An 18,609-nucleotide genomic window follows, 5' to 3' on the forward strand; every position below is an offset into this window, starting at 1 on the left:
ATGCCGTCCTGGTTCACATCGTAATCGCCGTTGGCGGCGGTAGCGAGCGGTATGGTCTTAAAGAAATCGATGCCGGTGACATGATTGAGCCCGAAGCCGGTGCGATGCACTTCGTTCACCGAATCGGCAAGGTTCGCCGCGAACGCATCGGTCATATTGATCGCGTTGACAAGGTCCTTATCGCGCACCTCAAGGAGCCCTTTCATCTCACCGCCCTTGAACTCGGTGCGCTCATTGTCTATCTTCCAGCGTACGGAAAAGTAGCCGCTGTTCGCCCCGTCGCGGTCGACGGCAAGCTCGGAGACGAGTTCGCCCTGCACCAGGTGACGGGCGCCGATGTACACGATCATCTCATCAGGGTCCTTGCTCGATATGGTGACATCGGCCATCGATGAAAGTTCTTCGAGGAGCAGATCGCGCCGGTCGAGGAGATCATTGGGGTTATCGCCCATCGCCTGCGACTTGAGTATGCGTTCGTTCAGATCGCGTATCGAATGTGCGATCTCGTTGATGCGGTTGACCTTCGTCTCTATCATGAGGTTCGCATTGTCGCGGAGGTCCTTGAACTGACTGTAGATATGGCGTATGCTGTTGGATATGCGGTCCGATTTCTCCACGAGCGCGCTTCGCGTCGCCATTTCCGTGGGATTGTTCGCCAATTCCTGCCAGCCCACCCAGAATGCGTCGAGATCGCTCCTCAGGTTCAGGGAGGACGGCTCATTATGCACCGCTTCCATCTGCGTGAGATAGCGGTCGCGCATGGACCAATAACCATGCGCGCCCTTCTCGAAATTGATGCGCTTGTCGATGAACTCGTCCCGTACGCGCTGAATATCGGTTATCTCCATGCCCTGACCTATCTGCCCCGCTTTTTCCGGGCGATTGAGCGACGGTTCATAGAGCGGTTCGAGCGTGCGCATGACGACGCGCTGCCGCGAATAGCCCTCGGTCGATACGTTCGAGATATTATGGCCGGTAGTATTGAGCGCGGTCTGAAACTGCTGGAGCGCCCGCTTGCTCATCTCTATGCCCATGAATGAACTTTCCATGATCTACTCCATCACACTGTAATTTCAGAGTGCACGGGGCTTCAGCCCCGTGTTCTGCTACGATCGTAATTATGCATGCCTGCTCACAAGCGACGTCAGCCGCCCGCGGAACACTTCCTCAACACCCTTATTGTTATAGCCTATCTTCTTGCTTTTGCGGAGCATATCGCGGGTATTCCTGAATATCGAAAGCCCCTGTTCGAGCAGGCGAGGAAGCACTTTGTTCATGCCGCGGAGGCGATATATCAACGCGTTCAATTCGAGGCGCTTCGCCGCGAGCGTTACCGTATTGGCTATGGGGATGCGGTTTATCACATCGCTTACCGATACCTTGCCGAGGAGATGCGGAAAGCGCTCGGCGGCTATCGATTCAACGATCTTCGCTTTCATCGCCGCAAGCTCGCGTGCCTTGCCCATGAGCGATGTCTGATAATTGCAGAGAAGGTCCATATCCTGGAGCTTGTTGTTCAGGATAACGGCCACCTTCTTGTGCTCATAATTGAGTATCTCGCCGTACACCGTTATCTCGTGTTCAATGACAACCTCAAGTTTTCGAATGTCGTCAAGTACCATGGCAGTCCTCCGGCAAAGCGGTTTACTGTATTATTGTCGGAAGGATGAAAAAAGGGATTAGCGAATTATTTTATATGGAAGAAACCCTAATTATCGCATAGGGAATATAGAGACACTACTGATATCACTGGAAAAATGCCGAGAAGACACGGCTGGGGGATTGAACCACGAAAATAACGAAAAGACACGAAAAAGAGAAGAGAAAATGAAGATTGTGTTTCCTCTCCACTTTCGTGCTTTTCGTGTGTTTCGTGGTTAATTCTTCTCTTCGATTTTTCGGCAGTTAATTATCTGGAGATTTGCCAATTCGATAAGAAATTGATATACTCCTCGCATGCCAAAAGCCAAAAAATCGCATGACGTCGGAAAACTTAAGATCGGCGACAGCTGGAACGCCATTACCATCATCGCGCTCTCACAGAACAATCCGCTCAAAGCGATAGCCGAATTCGTCGAGAACAGCATAGACGCGAAAGCGGCGAATATACAGATCGTGCGCGGGAAGAATAAGGGGGAAACCTACCTTCGCATCATTGATGACGGCAACGGCATTCCACCTGATGAAGAAGGAAATCCGAATTTCAAATATGTGGCAACGCACATTTGCGATTCGATAAAACGCAAGCTGAAAGAGGACGGTGCCTCAGGACTGCAGGGTGAATTCGGCATCGGTCTTCTCAGCTTCTGGACTATCGGCAAACGGCTCACCATGACGTCCACCGGCGAGAACGGCAAGTCCGCACAGATGCATATGGAGAAGGACAATCAGGGGTTCAGCATAACACCGAAGCGTGCGCTCGTGCCATCCAAAGGGACCGAATTGTACATCGCGCCGCTCCTTGCGGGGATACGGTCGCTTTCCGGGGAGAAGATACAGAATTATCTCGCGAGCGAACTGCGCGACAGGATAAAGCGTTCAGGCGCAGCAGTGACCATTATCGATAAACTTTCCCGCAAAGAACTGCCCGTCGTACCGCGCGAGTTCTCCGGGCAGCTCCTTCATGCGCTCAAGGCCGAACCATCGGCGAAAGGCGAGCTCTACCATGAGCTCTACCTTACAAAAGCGGAAACGGGCAAAGCGGTCGGGCTTTACCGAAACGGGACGCGCGTACTTGATGCGATAACACGGCTTGATGAATTCGCGCGTGAACCCTGGACAAGCGGCATGCTCGAAGGCCTCCTTGATGCGCCATACCTCAATCTCACGCCGGGGACACGAGACGGCATCATACGTGATGAATCGTTCGCGGCTTTTATCGAAAGCGCTGAGTCACTCGAAAGCGAACTCATGCAGTACGTCGGCAAGCAGCGTGCCATGGAAGAGGAAGAATCCGCAAAAACGATACAGAAAACAGTGGAAAAAGCATTCCGCGATGCGTTCACCGCCCTCCCGCGCGAGGAATACGATTGGCTTGCGGCATACGGCGGTGAAAAAGCGAATGACGGCCGCGCAGCCGCGGGTGAAACGGAAGTCGGATCAACTGCGAATAGTGCCGCCGAAAAGAACGAACAAAAAAAATTCTTTGAACATCCGGGGCCGCTGTACAAGGCAGCCGTGTCGCCCCGCCGGGCCATTATCCGCGTCGGAGAAACAAAATCACTCTCGGTACGCGCGTACGACAGGAAAGGCATCGCCGTAGACAGCGATCTGTCATTCCTATGGAAGATAACTGACGGCGGCGGAACGATAGACAATACGATTGCATCGAATATCGTCTACAGCGCAGCGAATGAACCGGGGATCACAACGATACAAGCGAGCGTTGCGCAGGCGGGAGTTTCCGTTACCGCCGAAGCGCTTGTCACCGTTACTGACTCCATCATCGAGAAAGCGGGCGACGCGTCGAAAAAAGGGCTGCCCGGCTATACCTATCAGCGCGCACCCGGTGAGCTCTGGCGTTCGCGATTCGACGCTGATGAGAACCTTATATACATCAACAGCGCCCACGGTGATTTCATCTTTGCATCAAAAGCGGCGTCGCGGAAGATCCGTTATATCCTTCGCCTCTTCTGCAAGGAAATGGTATTGCATAATTTCATGGGACAGGAAGCGGCGAAATTGCTTGAACGGATGATAGAACTTACTCTGTACACCGAAGAAAACTTATAGAACGGGACCATCGCTCCGCGGCACTTTGAAAGCATCGATCCAGCGCGCATCCCGTCCGCTAATCCGCAGACACATCGTACGGATCGATACAGTATTTTCCGACAGCGGCATACACTTCATCCGACAGCTCAAGCGCGAATACCCACAGCGTATGATCCAGTTCGCGCAGGCCGTTGGCGTCGAGGTCCTGCACCTCGGGGAATAAGCGATTCACGGCCGTTTTTACGGCCCGGTGCAATACAAAACGGAACGCCGCGTAATGCCTGTCGTTCTTCCTCTGGTTAACGAAATCATCGATGAGTTCCGCCCGCCGCTCGTTCGTGGCGTTGATCTCATCGAATATACCGTTCACCTCAGCGATTATCTCATCGTCGGAAGGAAGGTGATGATCGATGACACCGGCAGGCGGTCGGTCGGGATCATTGAGATAGTACCGGAAAACCGATTCGATCATGCCGAACCATACATCGCATTCGCGGCATGCCGCATCGAGCGACCGTGCCGTTTCCTCCCTGCGCTCGGCAAGCTCGGGGAAATACCTGAACGCCGCGTGTAATACCGTTTCGATGAGACACGGCATGAACGCCTCTTCCCGCACCTCATTATGTATTATCGAACGCTCGACATTCGCCTGAAGTTCTTCAAGCTCCCTGAGTGATACACGCAATCCCTCATGCACGCTGTCTTCGTCCTCGGGTTCGCCGTAATAATCGTACTTATCGTTTTCCACAGAACACCGCCATATCCATTCTATCACGGCACTATATAAGTTCTGCGCGATTGAGTCAAGAGCGCGATGATCCAATTGCGTTTTTTATTGCTCCCTATATACTGCCCTTTAGCCAGACCGTTGGAGGCCCCCCAATGCTGCGACGAATTGCTGTACTGCTGTGTCTACTTCTGCCGTTAACAGCTCAGACGGAAAAAGTGATCATCTTCGAGAACGGCGATGTCATTCATGGCCAAACGAAGGACGCCGACGACGGTAAAAGCGTTCGGATAAAGACCGATAATTTCGGCGTGATAACTGCGCAGAAGGACAGGATAAAACGCATCGTCGAAGAAGCAAAGCGTGAACCGGGTGCCGCCGCGGTAGATGATCGAAAACCGACCGGAAAAAAGCTGCCCGATGAAGACAGGCTCATGAGCCGTCTTTTCGATTTCGTACCCGGGTCCATGAAACATGCCGATATCTCCGGGGTGAAGACCATCGCCGTTAAGCGGGTATCGGTAACGGGGGCTTTTGATATAAACGACAAGGTATTCGAAGCGAGGCTTATTACGCTCATCGCTCGCGCAGGGTACACGGTTGTCGAACGGCAGGCGCTTGCGATCCTGCTGAAAGAGCAGGAGCTTTCCGCGAGTGGCGCAACCGCTGACGAATCCAAAATAGGCAAGCTCCTCGGTGTTGATGCTTTCCTTACCGTTGAGCTTACTGCTCCGAGGGAAGGCAGGCTTGAGGCATCGATCAAACTGACGACGGTGGAAGGAAGTACGGTTGCGTGGGAAGACGATCTTTCCGGTGAATATTATTCGCCGTTACGGATATGGGTCTCTGCGGTATACGGGCTTCCCACGGGCGTAACTCTCGATTATTTCGGGGACACTTCCGGAAACACAATATTGCCGGCCACCAGCGGCCATTTACTCGGTGGTGCCCTCGGTATCGGCATGCAAATGCCCGGCTGGTTTTCTTCTGTCGAGATCGGATTTACGTTCCAGGTTCAAGGCGATTTTCTTGGCGCTACCCCCGGAACAACTGCGGTGCCACAGGGGACGAATATAATTCATTATTCACTGCAATCGACGACCCTGAGCAGCGTATATCCGCTTTTTGTGAAAGTGCATCCGGCTGAATGGTTCAATTCACCGCTCGACATCGTCAGAATATATGGCGGGGTGGGATTAAAATCGTTCGGACTTGTATTCAAGTCGGAGTGGGGATCTCTGAACGTCGGGGGTGCGGGCATGGCGATTTTGGCGGGGATTGAGTTCGCGCCGATCCGCGATATTACTGTGTTCGCCGAATATTCCTACATTTTGGACGCGAAAGCCGCCGGCCTTTATGTCACGCAGACTATCCTGCCGACACGGTCATTATTCAATTTCGGCCTGACATACTTTTTTGTGAAATAGGGTAACAATATGAGAAATAAAATATTCAACGGATTGAATTTCATCACCGCAATCCTGTGCGCAGGTGCCGTTTTCGCCGCAAACGATGCGATGATGGCGAAGGCCCTTACGCCGTTCGGGATCGATCTTAAGACGAAGTTGAGCACGGGCGTCAAAACGCTTTCCATCTACGCTGTGCTTAAGGATAAAGAGAACCGATACGGCGATGCCGCGTTGAAAAAGTCCATGGAGCGAACGATGCGTACGGTCGGTTTCGCTGTCGCGTCGCGCGATGAGGGAATAAAGGCATCGATGAGCGAGATAGAACTATCCGCATCCGGCGTCATCGATGTTGCGAGCGTCAAGCAGGCGGGAAAGATCGCCGGCGTCGACGCTTTTTTCTTCGTCTACCCGTCTGTCGGCGGTATATTCGGCGATCGTGTGACCATCACCGTCAAGGGCGTCAATGTCGCTACCGGCGCTGTAATATTCGCTGAGGAATACGCCTACGACGAACGCCCGCTCATCGGCATCGAGATAGCGATACAATATCCGGTCTATTCGTGGTTTCGGCCGATTGGCACCCTCACCGCACAGCCTACCGGCGCCGCTTCATGGACCCCCTGGTCGCGTGAGCTCACGCCCGGACGCCCATCGATTACCCCGATGGGGTTGCTGGGTGTTACATTGAATATCCCGTCTACTGCTGTCACTCTCCGCGGGGGGCTCGGGGTCAGCAGCTTTGACCTCGGCACCGCCATTTTCACAAACCAGTATGCCGGATCAAATGCAACCCCGGGAGCAAACATTCCAACACAGACAATGAAGTCGGGCCTTGCTGCAACGGTCGACGCCACTATTCCAATTTCACTGCTTTTCGGCGATCATCATGATATTCTCCGCGGATATGTCGGGTGGCAGGTGGTAATGTTCGGGTCGGCCGGAAGCGCCGGTGCGGTCGCCGTCGCCGGTGCCGGCACGGACGGTGTCGGTGGCGATATTAAGCCGATACAGCAAACGCCTCTGTTACATGCGGTGCGGTCGGGCATTGAAGCGAAGATCGCCTATGGGTTTTGTGTGACGCTTTCCTGTACCATAGCGTTGCCATGGAGCATCCCTGCAAGTGCCAATACCCCGGAAAACGGCATCAATATAAGCTTCAACTCGCCGCTGGCCGCTGAAATAGCGATGGGCGTTGTCTATCGCATTTTTTAACTGAAAAGAGCATGCCCTGCTATAGCCCAAGCGCCGCGCGTATTTCGCTCACGATCTGCTCTCCCGCAGTTCTCGATTCACCCGCACCGGTTCCCATGCGGTTCTTCGCCATGCCGATGGTAAGCTGTGCCCGTCGGTCAGCCGATCCGGTGGAGCCGCCTGCCCCGCCGTGCCCGAAACCGCCCTTCGCTCCCCATACGCTGTAACCGAGCCCGCGGACGACATTCTCCGGTTCGCCGGTATTCGGCGTTTCAAGCGCTTTTTTAAGACGGGATTCGGGGATAAGCCGCACCCCGTCTACGTCGCCGATGAGCGCAGCATAGTGTTTCGCGATAGCCCGCGCCGTCATGATCCCGTTCGAAGCCGCTATGCATCCGCGTCGAGCGAATTTCTTGTTCATCCAGAATTCCAGAGGACATACGAGCGGAGGGATGGCCCGTGCGGCGACAGGATCTGGCGGGGGCGGTGGGTCGGGAGGCGGAGGAGGATTCGGGTTCGCTTCAAGTATCGCCACGCGATCGTCCTCGCTTTCCGGTAAACCGACGAATAACGACTTCTCCAAACCGAGCGGCGTGCATATCTCTTCGCGAATTATCGTTCCGAAATCGCGGCCGTCGGCGCGGCGTGCCGTTTCGCCGAGAAGCCAGCTATAGGTGATGGCATGATACTGCGTCTTCGTCCCCGGCGCCCAGAGCGGCGTAAGCTCGGCGATAAGCCGGCACATGTGGTCCCAATCGGAAAGCTCTTCGGGTCTTTTGCAGTCGGGCATATGCGGAAGCGCAGCGGTATGACTGAGCACATGTCGAAGCGTTATCTTTTCTTTTCCGTTACATCCGAATTCCGGCCAGTATTGAGCGATGGGTCCATCATAGGAGATGATGCCGCGTTCCGCGAGAATATGTATCGCGGTGGCGGCTATGCCTTTCGTCGTGGAAAAAACGGGAAAAAGCGTATCGCCGTCGATCTTTTTCCCGGATGTTGCATCGATATCACCCGCCCATGTATCAACGACGAGCTTTCCTTTCCAGTACGCAGCCACCTGCAGTGCGCGTTCATTGCCGCGCGACACGATGCCGTCGATGACTTTCTGCACGCGATCGTTCACATCCATGGCGCTGCTCCTGAATATCAGACTTTTTTACGTTTTGCTATCCCGTACATCGATGAAAGTGTATTTCCCATGACATTGACCGCGAACTTGTGCGGAAGAATTCGCCGCATGATGAATGCAAGCAGGCGATTTACCCGTCCCGGAATATAGCTCGGTGTTCGTCCAAGCATACGAAGCGTTCCATTGGCAACAACTTTCGGCGGCAAGGCGCCCATCGCTGATGTCGGCGAGCTCTTCCTGAAATTCGGCGTATCGGTAGCGCCGGCGCAGGATGCGATCACATCCACACCGTGCAAAGCGAATTCATACCAGAGCCCTTCGGCAAGAGCGAGATTATACGCCTTCGTCGCGGCATAGTTCGCGATATAAGGCGACCCTTGCGTTGCGCTCATGGAAGACATGAGCACTATCGCTCCCCTGCCCTGTTTGACAAAACGTTTCCCGAATCGATGCGCAAGCGAAAGCGGCGATCGGCAATTCACATCGATCTCAACGAGATGCCGGTCGAGGGGATGATCGAGGAACGGACCGATGAGCGAAAGAGCGGCATTGTACACAAGAACACCGACATCAAGCGATGCTGTTGCCTTGTCGATGTGCTCTGCGCTGCCGGACTTTCCCATATCGATGGAAAGCGTGCGGACGCCGATGCCGTATCGCAATGAAAGTTCGTGCGCACGCTGTTCGAGGACGGCCTTTCGCCGCGCGATGAGCACAAGATCGCGCTTCGCCTCCGCAAAACATTCGGCATATGCGCCGCCGATGCCTTCCGATGCACCGACGACTATCGCCCATCGCCCGTATCGTTCCAGGCGTTTCATTTCTTCCGCGTGAACGGATGCTCGCTCAATGCCATTCGTATGATGAGCGCTATCGGGAAGAGCAGCCACGGCAGGTTCAGCGCAACCACGAGCGGGAGATGCGGCGTCGCATGCGCACCGCACACTTCCTCCCCGAGAATAATTATCACGTTCGTTATGAGCATTGAGCTCGCGATGAACGCGGGGATGCGTATCCACTCCCGCCCGCGTATGAACGCGTACAGCGCCGCTATGTAGAACGGCCCAAAGATTATCACATCGATCCATATTGTCATCTTCCACCAGACAGGACGCGCCATGAGCAACGGATCAAAATTGCCTCCAAACCAGTGCACGAGGTCGACGAATATCTTCGGCGGCCAAACGGGATACGTGAATCCCTTCACGGCCGGGATAACGAGCTGTTCAAGGTCGACGATATAGGTGATGAAGAAGATGTTGATGATGAAAAAGAAAAGGAAGACAAGATCGAACATTCTCTCTCGAAACGGGATAACAACGCGGTCCATAGCGGCTCCTTTATTTTTGGTGCGTCGATTGTAGCAGAGCGGATGGTTTTCGCAAGATGCGCTTCGCCTCCGCTATGATACGAGAAAATACCCCACATCGAACTGATGCCCGCCGCTTTTCTCATGCCGCCTCTCGGTAAGCCGAACACGTATCGTATGTCCCCCCCGCGGGGCATCCGCCGTCAACACCGCGATAACCGTATGCCCGCCCGCCCAGGCGATGATGCGCTCCTGTACGAAATAGCCGTCAAGGATGATCGGTGATCCTTCATCCACGATCACTTCGATAATCCCGAAATCACCGCGATACTGCTTGTATCCTATTGCGATATAGCTGCCTTCTACCGCCGCGGTAAATTCGCTCCCCGGCGTATCGCTCTGAAACCCCGTATATCCCGCCTTATGCGGCCCTTTTTTCCACCCATTGTTCTTAAGCACCTTCATCACATTCGCATCGATGATGGAACCATTATCGAACTGTGCCGACGCCGCATTCAGACGCTCCGGCAGCGGTGCGACCTTTGCTGTTTTTCCGTCAGATACCATTGCTCGAAGCGCCATATCGGCTATCATGTCGTGACCAGCGTCATTGGGGTGGACGGTATCGGGTGAATAATCGCTCCAGCGCAAAGCGCCTTGCTCTATCTCAGGCCACACGGCATCACGTACGGAAAGCATCGGGAGATCGTAATGACGCCCGATGGGGATCTGCAGGTCCTGTCTGTTGGCGCCATTGTCGGTAAGCATGAACAATAATATCACCGGCGGTCCCTTCGGCGCGGAAAGGCATGCATGGATAAGCGACTCATACGGATGCACGACGTCGGGATTCGTCGCATCGTTCACCGCGTAATCGATGAAAATGATATCCGGCTCGCGGGAGAAAAGATCTTTCCGTACGCGGAACGCACCAAAGAGGCTGTTCGATGCGCCGATACCGGCGTTCGCTATCGTGAATTGCGCCGACGGAAAACGTTCGCTCAATCGCGCTGCGATGCGATCGATATACCGGCGTTCGGGAGCCGTTGCGCTCGCGCCCTCGGTAATCGATCCTCCGATGGCGCCGACAACGAGCGATTCGCCGCGCTCTGCGCGTTCGCAGAACCGATCGATGCGCGCCCTATTGCCGGGAGCGATATACGCGCGTGAGAACATTGCGTCGGTAAGTGTCATACCATTACTCCATCAATTTTCTGTTACGGCCTTGCATCGGCGATCGTCCCGTCGCAGGACATGAACTGATTCGAGAACGGATAAAAATGTTTTTCCCGCGCCATTGCCGGTGTTGCGCGGCAACGCGTATATTGTTGCTCCGGATCCCAAAATGCGATCACCTTTTCACGAAGGGCATCGGCGATTATACGATATTCCTTGTGTTTGGCAACATCGGCCATTTCATTCGGATCATGCTCAATATCATAAAGTTCTTCCGTGCCGTCGAGGTAATAGTTATATTTCCATTGCCTGTGCCGCACCATACACCCGGCAAGATCTTCCTGGCCGAGCATGGCGCTCTCTGCATACAAGTATTCTCTTCCGAGCGGTTTCCCGCTCTGTATACAATCCTTCAACGACACCCCCTCGCAAATCGATGGTATTTCAATACCGCATTGTTCGCATAACGTGGGAAAAATATCGATAAGGCCGACAACGTCCCCACAGCACGTACCCGCCTTTATTCGCCCGGGGAAACGCATCATCATCGGCACCCGCACTGATGCCTCATAAAAAACGGATTTGTTCCATATGCGATGCTCATCCCCCATTTCGCCATGATCGGACGTATAAACTACTATGGTGTTTTCTTTCATATCCAGATAATCCAGCGCAGATAGAATCCTGCCGATAGCATCATCGATCCACTCAACACATGCATAATATGATTCGAGCGCAGCGAGCGCAGCATCCGCATCCTTCGTGCCGAATCTGCGGCGCGCCTCGGCAACGAACGGAACGACTTCATCCGGACCATTCATGCTAGATGGAAGGGAGACATTCCCTTTGTAATGACCGTAGTACTTCTTCGGCGGGCGCAGGGGAAAATGAGGTTTGTCGAAATTCACCGAAAGAAAGAACGGCTGATCGACATGAAGTGATTTATGGACCTGAAGCCATTTCACGCTTTCAGCGACACATATCTCGGTCTGTGTAAGGGCGATAGGTATTTCACTCGGACCCGTATTCCCCAATAGACCACCGAGCCCGGCTGCGCCGTATTCAGGTTTTCGACAGGGATCCGGTTGATGAGCCTGCCCATAGATATCGCCATAGGGCCGCTGCTGATAACCATGAAACTGCTCCCCGTTGAAATGCGCCTTTCCGACAAGACAGGTGCGGTAGCCGTTCTCCTCAAGAACGCGCGGCAGTGTTATGCTGTTCGCTTCCATGATCTGTTTGTTCTCGTAGATACCGAGCGACTTTGAATGCCGCCCCGACAGAAGCGATGCGCGGCTGGGAACGCACAGTGGATTCTGGCAATAAGCGTTTCGAAAGTACATGCCCTCCGATGCCATTCGGTCAAGATTCGGTGTTCTGACTATGGCGTTTCCCCCGCATCCGATGATATGCGGGCTGTGCTGATCGCTGAACAGGAAAAGAATATTGGGCGCATTCTTCATGGTCACCTCACAGAGTGCGTCCGCGTATGATACGGCGGCGAATAATTCCAGTCAACATGTTCTTCGCAGCCATAAAGCTGATCGGGACCGAGGAAATGCATCTTCCCGGCAAGCACCGTTCGATGCCCCGCATGCCGGAGCATGTGCGCAAGCGTCGGGGTCTCGCTCGAATATTCCGAGCCATTTCATCGGCCATGATGAGAATGACATGTCGGTGTTTCATTGTTCCTTCCCGGGCGACCGCCGATGGTTATTCTATCCCGTTCTTTTCATCAATAAGCGATCGCATCACCGTACGATATTCGCTGAAATCCCATGCCGCGGCGATATGCTCCTCGCGCCCGCCATATACTTCGGAACGGAACGTGTACTGCGGGCCGGAATTGACATTCACGTAATGATTGGAACATGTCTTCCCATCGATCGTCCATTCAATGTGGAGAAATCCCTCTGCTTTCGGAATATCACCAAGCACGGCCGAGCCGTTCGCGTCGACGGAGAAGTCACCCGCGGCGACGGCGGTATTCGCCGCATCCATGACCTTCCATGTCCCGGCAGCTTTTTTCAGCGTATCGTTCACCGCGACAAGCTCGCGCTTCACACCATCTTCTCTCACCATGAGACACACCGGCTCCTGCGCGCGTTTGATGTACTCATAGGCTATCTTTTTCTCGAAATAATAATCCACTATCGCGTCGGAGAACTGCGGCCAGCAGTCTATCATATTCCACCAGATGATGCCGGTCTTCTTCGGCTTCCGCGACCGGAAATGCTCGATAAAATATTTCTTCGCCTCCGCCTGTGTTATCTGCGATGCGAGTATGAAATCATCGATATTATCCATGTCGACCGAATCGCCGAAGAGATGGCGGACCTGATCGCGCATGAGATAGTTGCGCTTCCCCATCGACGAATTTTCCGTATCGACGAAATTCGCTGCATGGATTATCCATTCATTATTGTTATACGATCCCCACACCTTCTCTTTCGAGAGGAATCGCTCCATGCTCTTCTTCGCCGGCATGCCGTGATAGCCGATCTCGCTCGCGAACACCGCGGTATTCTTCGCATAGAAATCCGCCTTGAAATAACCTCGCGGACCCCAGAGATGCTGCTCCGGGGTGTCATCCATGCGCCGTTCATGATAGAGCACATCGGGTATGAACGGCGAGCTTGGCAGGTACGAACGGAAATGATCATACTGCACGACCGCCTCCTTGAGGACGCGGCGGGAGATGATATTGTCCGAGGGCTGTACCGACGGAACGCTGTATCGCCACGCGAGAAAGGCATCGATCTCATTATCACCGGCCCAGAGCGCTATCGACGGATGATGGCGGAGCTTTTTAATGATGCATGCCGCTTCGTCCTCTATGATGCGGCGGAACTTCTCGTGCTGGGGATACATCGCGCAGCCGAGCATGAAATCCTGCCAGACAAGTATGCCGTAGTCGTCGCAAAGGTCGTAGAACGTATCGCTCTCATAGACACTGCCGCCCCAGACGCGGACGATGTTACAGTGCGTATCGCGGAACATGCCGAGTATCTTCGGGATGCGCTCCTCATCACATGCGTGAAGCGCATCGACGGGCACCCAATTGCTCCCGCGAGCCATTATAGGAACGCCGTTACAGATGAAGCCGAAACGGCTTTTTGAAGTGTCGACGGTATCGCAGTTGAAATCGAGCGTAAGCACACGGAGGCCTGCGCGCGTCTTCCATGCATCGACCTCTTTCCCATCGCGCAGAAGCCGCACGGCAACAGCGTATACATTCTGTTCCCCGTACCCAGCCGGCCACCAGAGTTTCGGCTTCATGACGGAAGCATACCATTTGCCGTACGGCGAAAGGAGTTTCATACGGACGGTGAACGTACTTTCGGCGCACACGCCTGTGATATCGATCTCATATCTTCCCGCGCTCACAGTGGGTGCAATGGAGCATCCGAACGATATCTCTATCTCGGCCCGACCGCCCGATGCATTGATAGAACGTGTTCCAAGATAGAAATCATCGGGAAGGATCTCCTCTTCGCAGCGGATACGGAAATACACCGGCCGCCATATTCCGCCGAAGAGGATGCGCGGGGCTATGTCCCATCCGAACATATGCTGTGCCTTCCTCACATAGAGCGGCGTCTTGTCCCAGAAATGGCCCATCTCAAGCGATGTCGTCCCCCACGCTTTCATGCGCGCGGCGGCGAAATCGATGACGTTCTTGATATGAACCGTAAGCGTGTTCTTCCCGCTCCGTACCTCATCGGTGACATCGATGGCATGGGGTATATACATATTCTCTACCGATGCAACTGCCTTCCCATTCACAGAAATATCGGCGACGGTATCAATGCCTTCAAAGACGATCTCAAGACGCTCTGCTGATGCGATCTTCGGCGCTGTAAATTCGCACGTATAGGTAATATCGGTACGCTCCCAATCCTGGGCGGCAAGCGTGTTCGCACCGATATAGAGGTCCGGGATGATCTTCTCACGCATGATATCGATCGCGGAATTCCCCGGCACCGAAGCCGAAATACTATGCTTCTTCCCCGTTCCCGGGTGAGCGAATGATAGTGACCATTCAGAAGTGAGCGGGATCGTTCTCATAGATGCTCCTTGCTGCAGCTCCAGCAGTAGCACATCGCTGCCATGCCGATATAATAATCACCGCCAATGACTTGTATTTGCCAGATATTACCATTATTTGCGTTTTTATAACCATCATGATACCCTCACCGCATGGTAGAGATGCACTTCGAATTCCCGCGAAAGGACTATCCCCGCCTCACCCACTTCGGCTATGAAAGCGGCGGCGCAACTTCATATCCTGTCCCGCATTATCACTACGGCTACGAGCTCTTTTATTTCACCGGCGGGAGCGGCGCGATACAGATAGAGAAGCGGGGAGAACCGATACCCGTGCGCACGCAAGACCTTCTCATCATCGCACCGAACGCAGAGCACTGTTTCATGGCCGAATCGAACGTATTGTCCTATTATTGGATCGGCGTTCAGACGGGGAAAAAAGTCGTCAGGGCCAGATACTCGACAGTTTCACATCCGCGATACTCACATCACGCATTCGACCCCGTTCGTATCATCGAATCGATAGACGCTCACCTTGCCGATATGAAAGGCGTGCTCGGTGATGAAAAACATGCATGCCTCCGCATGTCGCCGCGGACGGCGGCCATCTTCGAGGACATACGCGAAGAGCTCACGGAGAACCGCCTGCATGCACGGGAGATAATCTATCACCGCTCCGCTGAGCTCCTCGCGCGCGTCATACGCACCGCGAAAGCGCCGATGGACGAAACTCCTATCGGCCGGGTGAAACGTCATATCGAAGCGCATCACGCAGAGGCGATGCCCCTTACATCGCTCGCGAAACTCGCGGACATGCATATCGCCGAACTGTGCAGGCGTTTTAAAGCAGAAACAGGAACGACGATCGTACAGTATATGAACCGCATGCGCATCGATTCGGCAAAGCGGCTGTTGCGTTCCGGGAAAAGCGTCGGCGAGACGGCGAACACGCTCGGTTTCGGCACCATCTACTATTTCAGCGCATTGTTCAAGCGTTCTGTCGGCGTATCCCCGAAGGCGTATGTACGATCGGCACAAGGATGAGATCATGTTCTCCGGATTGAAACGCATCGCATACGGAACGCTCAGAATGTCGCACATACTCTGGATATCCGCCGTCATGCCCCTTGCGATACTCTACATCAGGAAATCCGGCGTTCCCCTCTCCGGCCTCGACGCGGGGATATTCTATTTCGCCGGCTGCCTCTGGGCGCTCATGATAGTCGCGATCGATCAGATCGGATACCCGACACGGCTTCTCGGCGCATTGCAGGCTACCGGAGGCACTGTCATCGGCATTCTCCTCTCATTCTTCGCCTCGACGGGGAATATCTTCATCTCTGCATACACGGTGTTCATTTCATCGATGATAACGCAGACGCTGCTTTTCCTCGCCGTGATGATATGGATGCCGATACGATTCAGCAAAGAAGCGAAGGACATGAAGGACATCAAGCCGTTCATTGGTATCGGCATCGCGTATCTGGCATTCTTCGGATTCACTGCATGGTATACGGTAAAGTTCCTCCTGCCGTTCATCACCTATGTCGCTTCGCTCACGTCGGACGTTCTGCGTATCGCAGCGTGCACGGCAATGGTGATACAGGTCGCGGCATGGGCCAGTCATCTCCTAGGCGCATCGATATTCTCGAAGGCGAGCCCGGAAAAAGCCGCACAAGAGGACGCGTTCAATAAATGGGTAGTGCCGATATGCCTCTGCATGGTCGCATCGGTGGTCGTGAGCCTTTTCATGTTCATGCCCTAGTGCGCTATCAGATTCTCCCGGATAAAAGCAGCGACAGCGACGGGATCGCGCTTCTTTATCAGCGCCTCAACAGCAGCCTTTCCCACGCGTTCCAATATGGATTGCATTCGCTGAACAAACAGCACGCTCGATCGCACCGCCTCGCAGCCGTCCTCTCGATACGGATACTGGTCCATGGAATACCAGCCATTGTATCCTGTCTTCTCAAGCCAGAACATCATCTCGAAATATTCGATGAGCCGCACGGAGCCGACTATCATATCATCATCCCACGAACTATAATTGTCATTAAAATGCATATGATAGAGCTTGCCGGCACGTGACAGTATCGCTATCGACTCCGCCACATTCTCATACGCAAGGAATGCATGCCCCGTATCGATGGCAACGCCGACATTATCCATGCCTGTCTCCATCGCGACGAGAAGCGTATCCGCAGCACGTGCGAGATACGAATGCGTACGCGGCTCTTTCATCTTGTATTCAAGCGCAAGCCGTACGCCCTTTTGCTTTGCATACTGCGCCGCGGTCCGAACGCCATCGATAAGCCATTGACGTTCTTCCATATAATCTGCCGCAAGGCAGTAATCGTATCCATCCTGCCCCGGCCATACGGTGAGCATATCGCATTCCATATCGTGAGCCATGTCGACGGCCGCTTTCATCTCATCAAGCGCCTGCGTGCGTATCGATGCGTCCGCGGAAGAAAGCGATCCCTTGCCCCAGCGCTTCTGCGAAAAAAGATCAGGGATGATGGATGCGCATTTCAATTTTCGGGAAGCGAGCTTTTTCTTCATAGCGGACGCGGTCTCTTTCGTAACATCCCACGTGCCGACAAGTTCTATGCCGCTCACACCGTCGATGGACGCTGCCTGCTCGAGCATGACGTCCTTATCGAGCGACTCTTTATATCCGCTTGAGAGGAAGCGATCGCAGGTATTGCCGAGATTGCCGAGTATGATGGAGTATTTTTTCATAGGCGCTCCTTGCGGATAAAGGTACTCATATCCCCGGCACGGGTACATGGACGGAACGCCGGTGTATTTGCACTTTTTCCATTGACATTTCTTACATTCTCACTAGAATCGATACATGCCGAAGGACAACAATTATTCCATGCGCATGCCCCTTGGCACAGAGCGGGACATGAACAGCCGTATCCGTACCGTCGGGCTCAGTTCGTTCGAGAACGATGTCTTTAATTCGATGAACATAACGCTTCTCGGTTTTGGAAAAGTCATGCTGGACGAGGATTTCCGCTCCGAGGACAGGCATAGTTTCTGCAATGAGATCAATGTCATACTGAAGGGGCGAGGACGTCTTCGCTACAACGGCAGGGACACGATCATGACGCCGGGGAACGCATACTTCTTCCCCGCCGGCGGCAGCATGCTGGCACACGGCAATGAGCCGCTCTATAAATACTATTTCCAATTCCGCGCGCAGATGAACGGCTGTGAAGTGTTCCATGACGCACGGCCGCTTACCGCTGATGCGCCCCGGGCGATGATCGCGGGGCTTTCCGCCGATGCGGCACATGCGCCGGACATCCTTTCCGCGCGGGCGAACGTACTTCGCTGTCTCTCGCTCTTTTCAGGAGAGCTGTTCCCGCTTATCGCGCATCGACGGGACGATCTCAGCCGATTCGAGCCGTTCTTCAGGTACGTGAACGAGCACCTGAACGGTGAATTCTCGCTCGCGGATTACGGATCGTACAGCGGGCAGAAGCCGAAGAATTTCGCGGCACAGTTCAAGGAACAGTTCGGCGAATCGCCGAAAAAATACTTTCTCCGCGAAAAGGCGGACCGCATCAAAGAGGCGCTGTATCATTCGGGCGATCCGCTCTCCGGTATCGGGGATGCGTTCGGATTCTCCGATCAATTCTATTTTTCGCGCTTCTTCAAAAAGATGACGGGCGTCACCCCTTCCGATTACCGGGCATCGGTCAAAGCAGCGTGGCATCCTGAGAAGACCTCGCCCCGCGGCGGACATCGATAGTGTCACTGATCACACACGTCAGCGATCCGCACCGTTATCCGGACCTCAACACCTTCGACCCCTATTATCCGTTCAAGGCGGTACAGTACACGATACCGCTGCGGCAGCATGAGCTCCATGTGCATGACTGCCTGCAGATCG

16 protein-coding genes are annotated in these 18,609 nt (G+C 54.0%); 6 read left to right on the forward strand and 10 right to left on the reverse strand.

The window, feature by feature from the left end:
- Nucleotides 1-1,049: flagellar hook-associated protein FlgK (flgK, locus tag AABZ39_18260; GenBank protein ID MEK6796726.1), on the reverse strand; the 1,049-nt coding region annotated here is incomplete at its 3' end.
- Between the two features lie 69 nt (nt 1,050-1,118).
- The gene (flgN, locus tag AABZ39_18265; GenBank protein MEK6796727.1) at nt 1,119-1,622 is read right to left on the reverse strand and encodes a flagellar export chaperone FlgN; all 504 of its coding nucleotides are present in this window, start codon (nt 1,620-1,622) and stop codon (nt 1,119-1,121) included.
- A gap of 334 nt (nt 1,623-1,956) precedes the next feature.
- Here flgN and AABZ39_18270 point away from each other — a divergent pair, with 334 nt between their 5' ends.
- On the forward strand, nt 1,957-3,732 hold the full coding sequence (locus tag AABZ39_18270) for an ATP-binding protein (GenBank protein ID MEK6796728.1): 1,776 nt from the start codon (nt 1,957-1,959) through the stop codon (nt 3,730-3,732).
- A 58-nt stretch (nt 3,733-3,790) separates the two neighbouring features.
- Here the strand turns inward: AABZ39_18270 and AABZ39_18275 are convergent, their stop codons facing one another.
- Nucleotides 3,791-4,462 (reverse strand): hypothetical protein, encoded by a 672-nt coding sequence (locus AABZ39_18275; GenBank protein ID MEK6796729.1) that lies wholly within the window; start codon nt 4,460-4,462, stop codon nt 3,791-3,793.
- Nucleotides 4,463-4,512: 50 nt separating this feature from the next.
- Here AABZ39_18275 and AABZ39_18280 point away from each other — a divergent pair, with 50 nt between their 5' ends.
- Nucleotides 4,513-5,868, forward strand: coding sequence for a CsgG/HfaB family protein (locus tag AABZ39_18280; GenBank protein ID MEK6796730.1), 1,356 nt, complete (start codon nt 4,513-4,515; stop codon nt 5,866-5,868).
- A gap of 9 nt (nt 5,869-5,877) precedes the next feature.
- On the forward strand, nt 5,878-7,062 hold the full coding sequence (locus AABZ39_18285) for a hypothetical protein (protein ID MEK6796731.1): 1,185 nt from the start codon (nt 5,878-5,880) through the stop codon (nt 7,060-7,062).
- Between the two features lie 19 nt (nt 7,063-7,081).
- Here the strand turns inward: AABZ39_18285 and AABZ39_18290 are convergent, their stop codons facing one another.
- The 6 genes from AABZ39_18290 to AABZ39_18315 form a co-directional block, all read right to left on the reverse strand.
- A complete protein-coding gene (locus AABZ39_18290; protein ID MEK6796732.1) occupies nt 7,082-8,173 on the reverse strand; it encodes a serine hydrolase domain-containing protein in 1,092 nt (363 codons plus the stop codon).
- 17 nt (nt 8,174-8,190) lie between these two features.
- Complete coding sequence (locus AABZ39_18295) at nt 8,191-8,994, reverse strand: SDR family NAD(P)-dependent oxidoreductase (GenBank protein ID MEK6796733.1); 804 nt, start codon at nt 8,992-8,994, stop codon at nt 8,191-8,193.
- The gene (locus AABZ39_18300) at nt 8,991-9,503 is read right to left on the reverse strand and encodes an emopamil-binding family protein (protein ID MEK6796734.1); all 513 of its coding nucleotides are present in this window, start codon (nt 9,501-9,503) and stop codon (nt 8,991-8,993) included. The genes AABZ39_18295 and AABZ39_18300 overlap by 4 nt, the downstream gene beginning before the upstream one ends.
- A 72-nt stretch (nt 9,504-9,575) precedes the next feature.
- Complete coding sequence (locus AABZ39_18305; GenBank protein ID MEK6796735.1) at nt 9,576-10,676, reverse strand: SGNH/GDSL hydrolase family protein; 1,101 nt, start codon at nt 10,674-10,676, stop codon at nt 9,576-9,578.
- Nucleotides 10,677-10,699: 23 nt separating this feature from the next.
- Nucleotides 10,700-12,121 carry a sulfatase-like hydrolase/transferase gene (locus AABZ39_18310; GenBank protein MEK6796736.1) on the reverse strand — a complete coding sequence of 474 codons (1,422 nt, stop codon included), beginning with the start codon at nt 12,119-12,121 and terminating at the stop codon, nt 10,700-10,702.
- A gap of 250 nt (nt 12,122-12,371) precedes the next feature.
- Nucleotides 12,372-14,726: a sugar-binding domain-containing protein gene (locus tag AABZ39_18315; protein ID MEK6796737.1), complete on the reverse strand. Its 2,355-nt coding sequence runs from the start codon at nt 14,724-14,726 to the stop codon at nt 12,372-12,374.
- Nucleotides 14,727-14,858: 132 nt separating this feature from the next.
- Here AABZ39_18315 and AABZ39_18320 point away from each other — a divergent pair, with 132 nt between their 5' ends.
- Nucleotides 14,859-15,749, forward strand: a complete 891-nt coding sequence (locus tag AABZ39_18320) for an AraC family transcriptional regulator (GenBank protein ID MEK6796738.1) — start codon at nt 14,859-14,861, stop codon at nt 15,747-15,749.
- Between the two features lie 4 nt (nt 15,750-15,753).
- Nucleotides 15,754-16,470: a hypothetical protein gene (locus tag AABZ39_18325; protein ID MEK6796739.1), complete on the forward strand. Its 717-nt coding sequence runs from the start codon at nt 15,754-15,756 to the stop codon at nt 16,468-16,470.
- Here the strand turns inward: AABZ39_18325 and AABZ39_18330 are convergent.
- Nucleotides 16,467-17,447: a sugar phosphate isomerase/epimerase family protein gene (locus tag AABZ39_18330; GenBank protein ID MEK6796740.1), complete on the reverse strand. Its 981-nt coding sequence runs from the start codon at nt 17,445-17,447 to the stop codon at nt 16,467-16,469. The two genes, AABZ39_18325 and AABZ39_18330, sit on opposite strands and share 4 nt — an antisense overlap.
- Before the next feature lie 169 nt (nt 17,448-17,616).
- Between AABZ39_18330 and AABZ39_18335 the strand changes: the two genes are divergently transcribed.
- Entirely contained in the window at nt 17,617-18,468 is an 852-nt protein-coding gene (locus AABZ39_18335; GenBank protein MEK6796741.1) for an AraC family transcriptional regulator, read from the forward strand.
- Nucleotides 18,469-18,609: the final 141 nt, after the last annotated feature.

This window comes from Spirochaetota bacterium (assembly GCA_038043445.1).
In the GTDB taxonomy this organism is placed as follows: domain Bacteria; phylum Spirochaetota; class Brachyspiria; order Brachyspirales; family JACRPF01; genus JBBTBY01.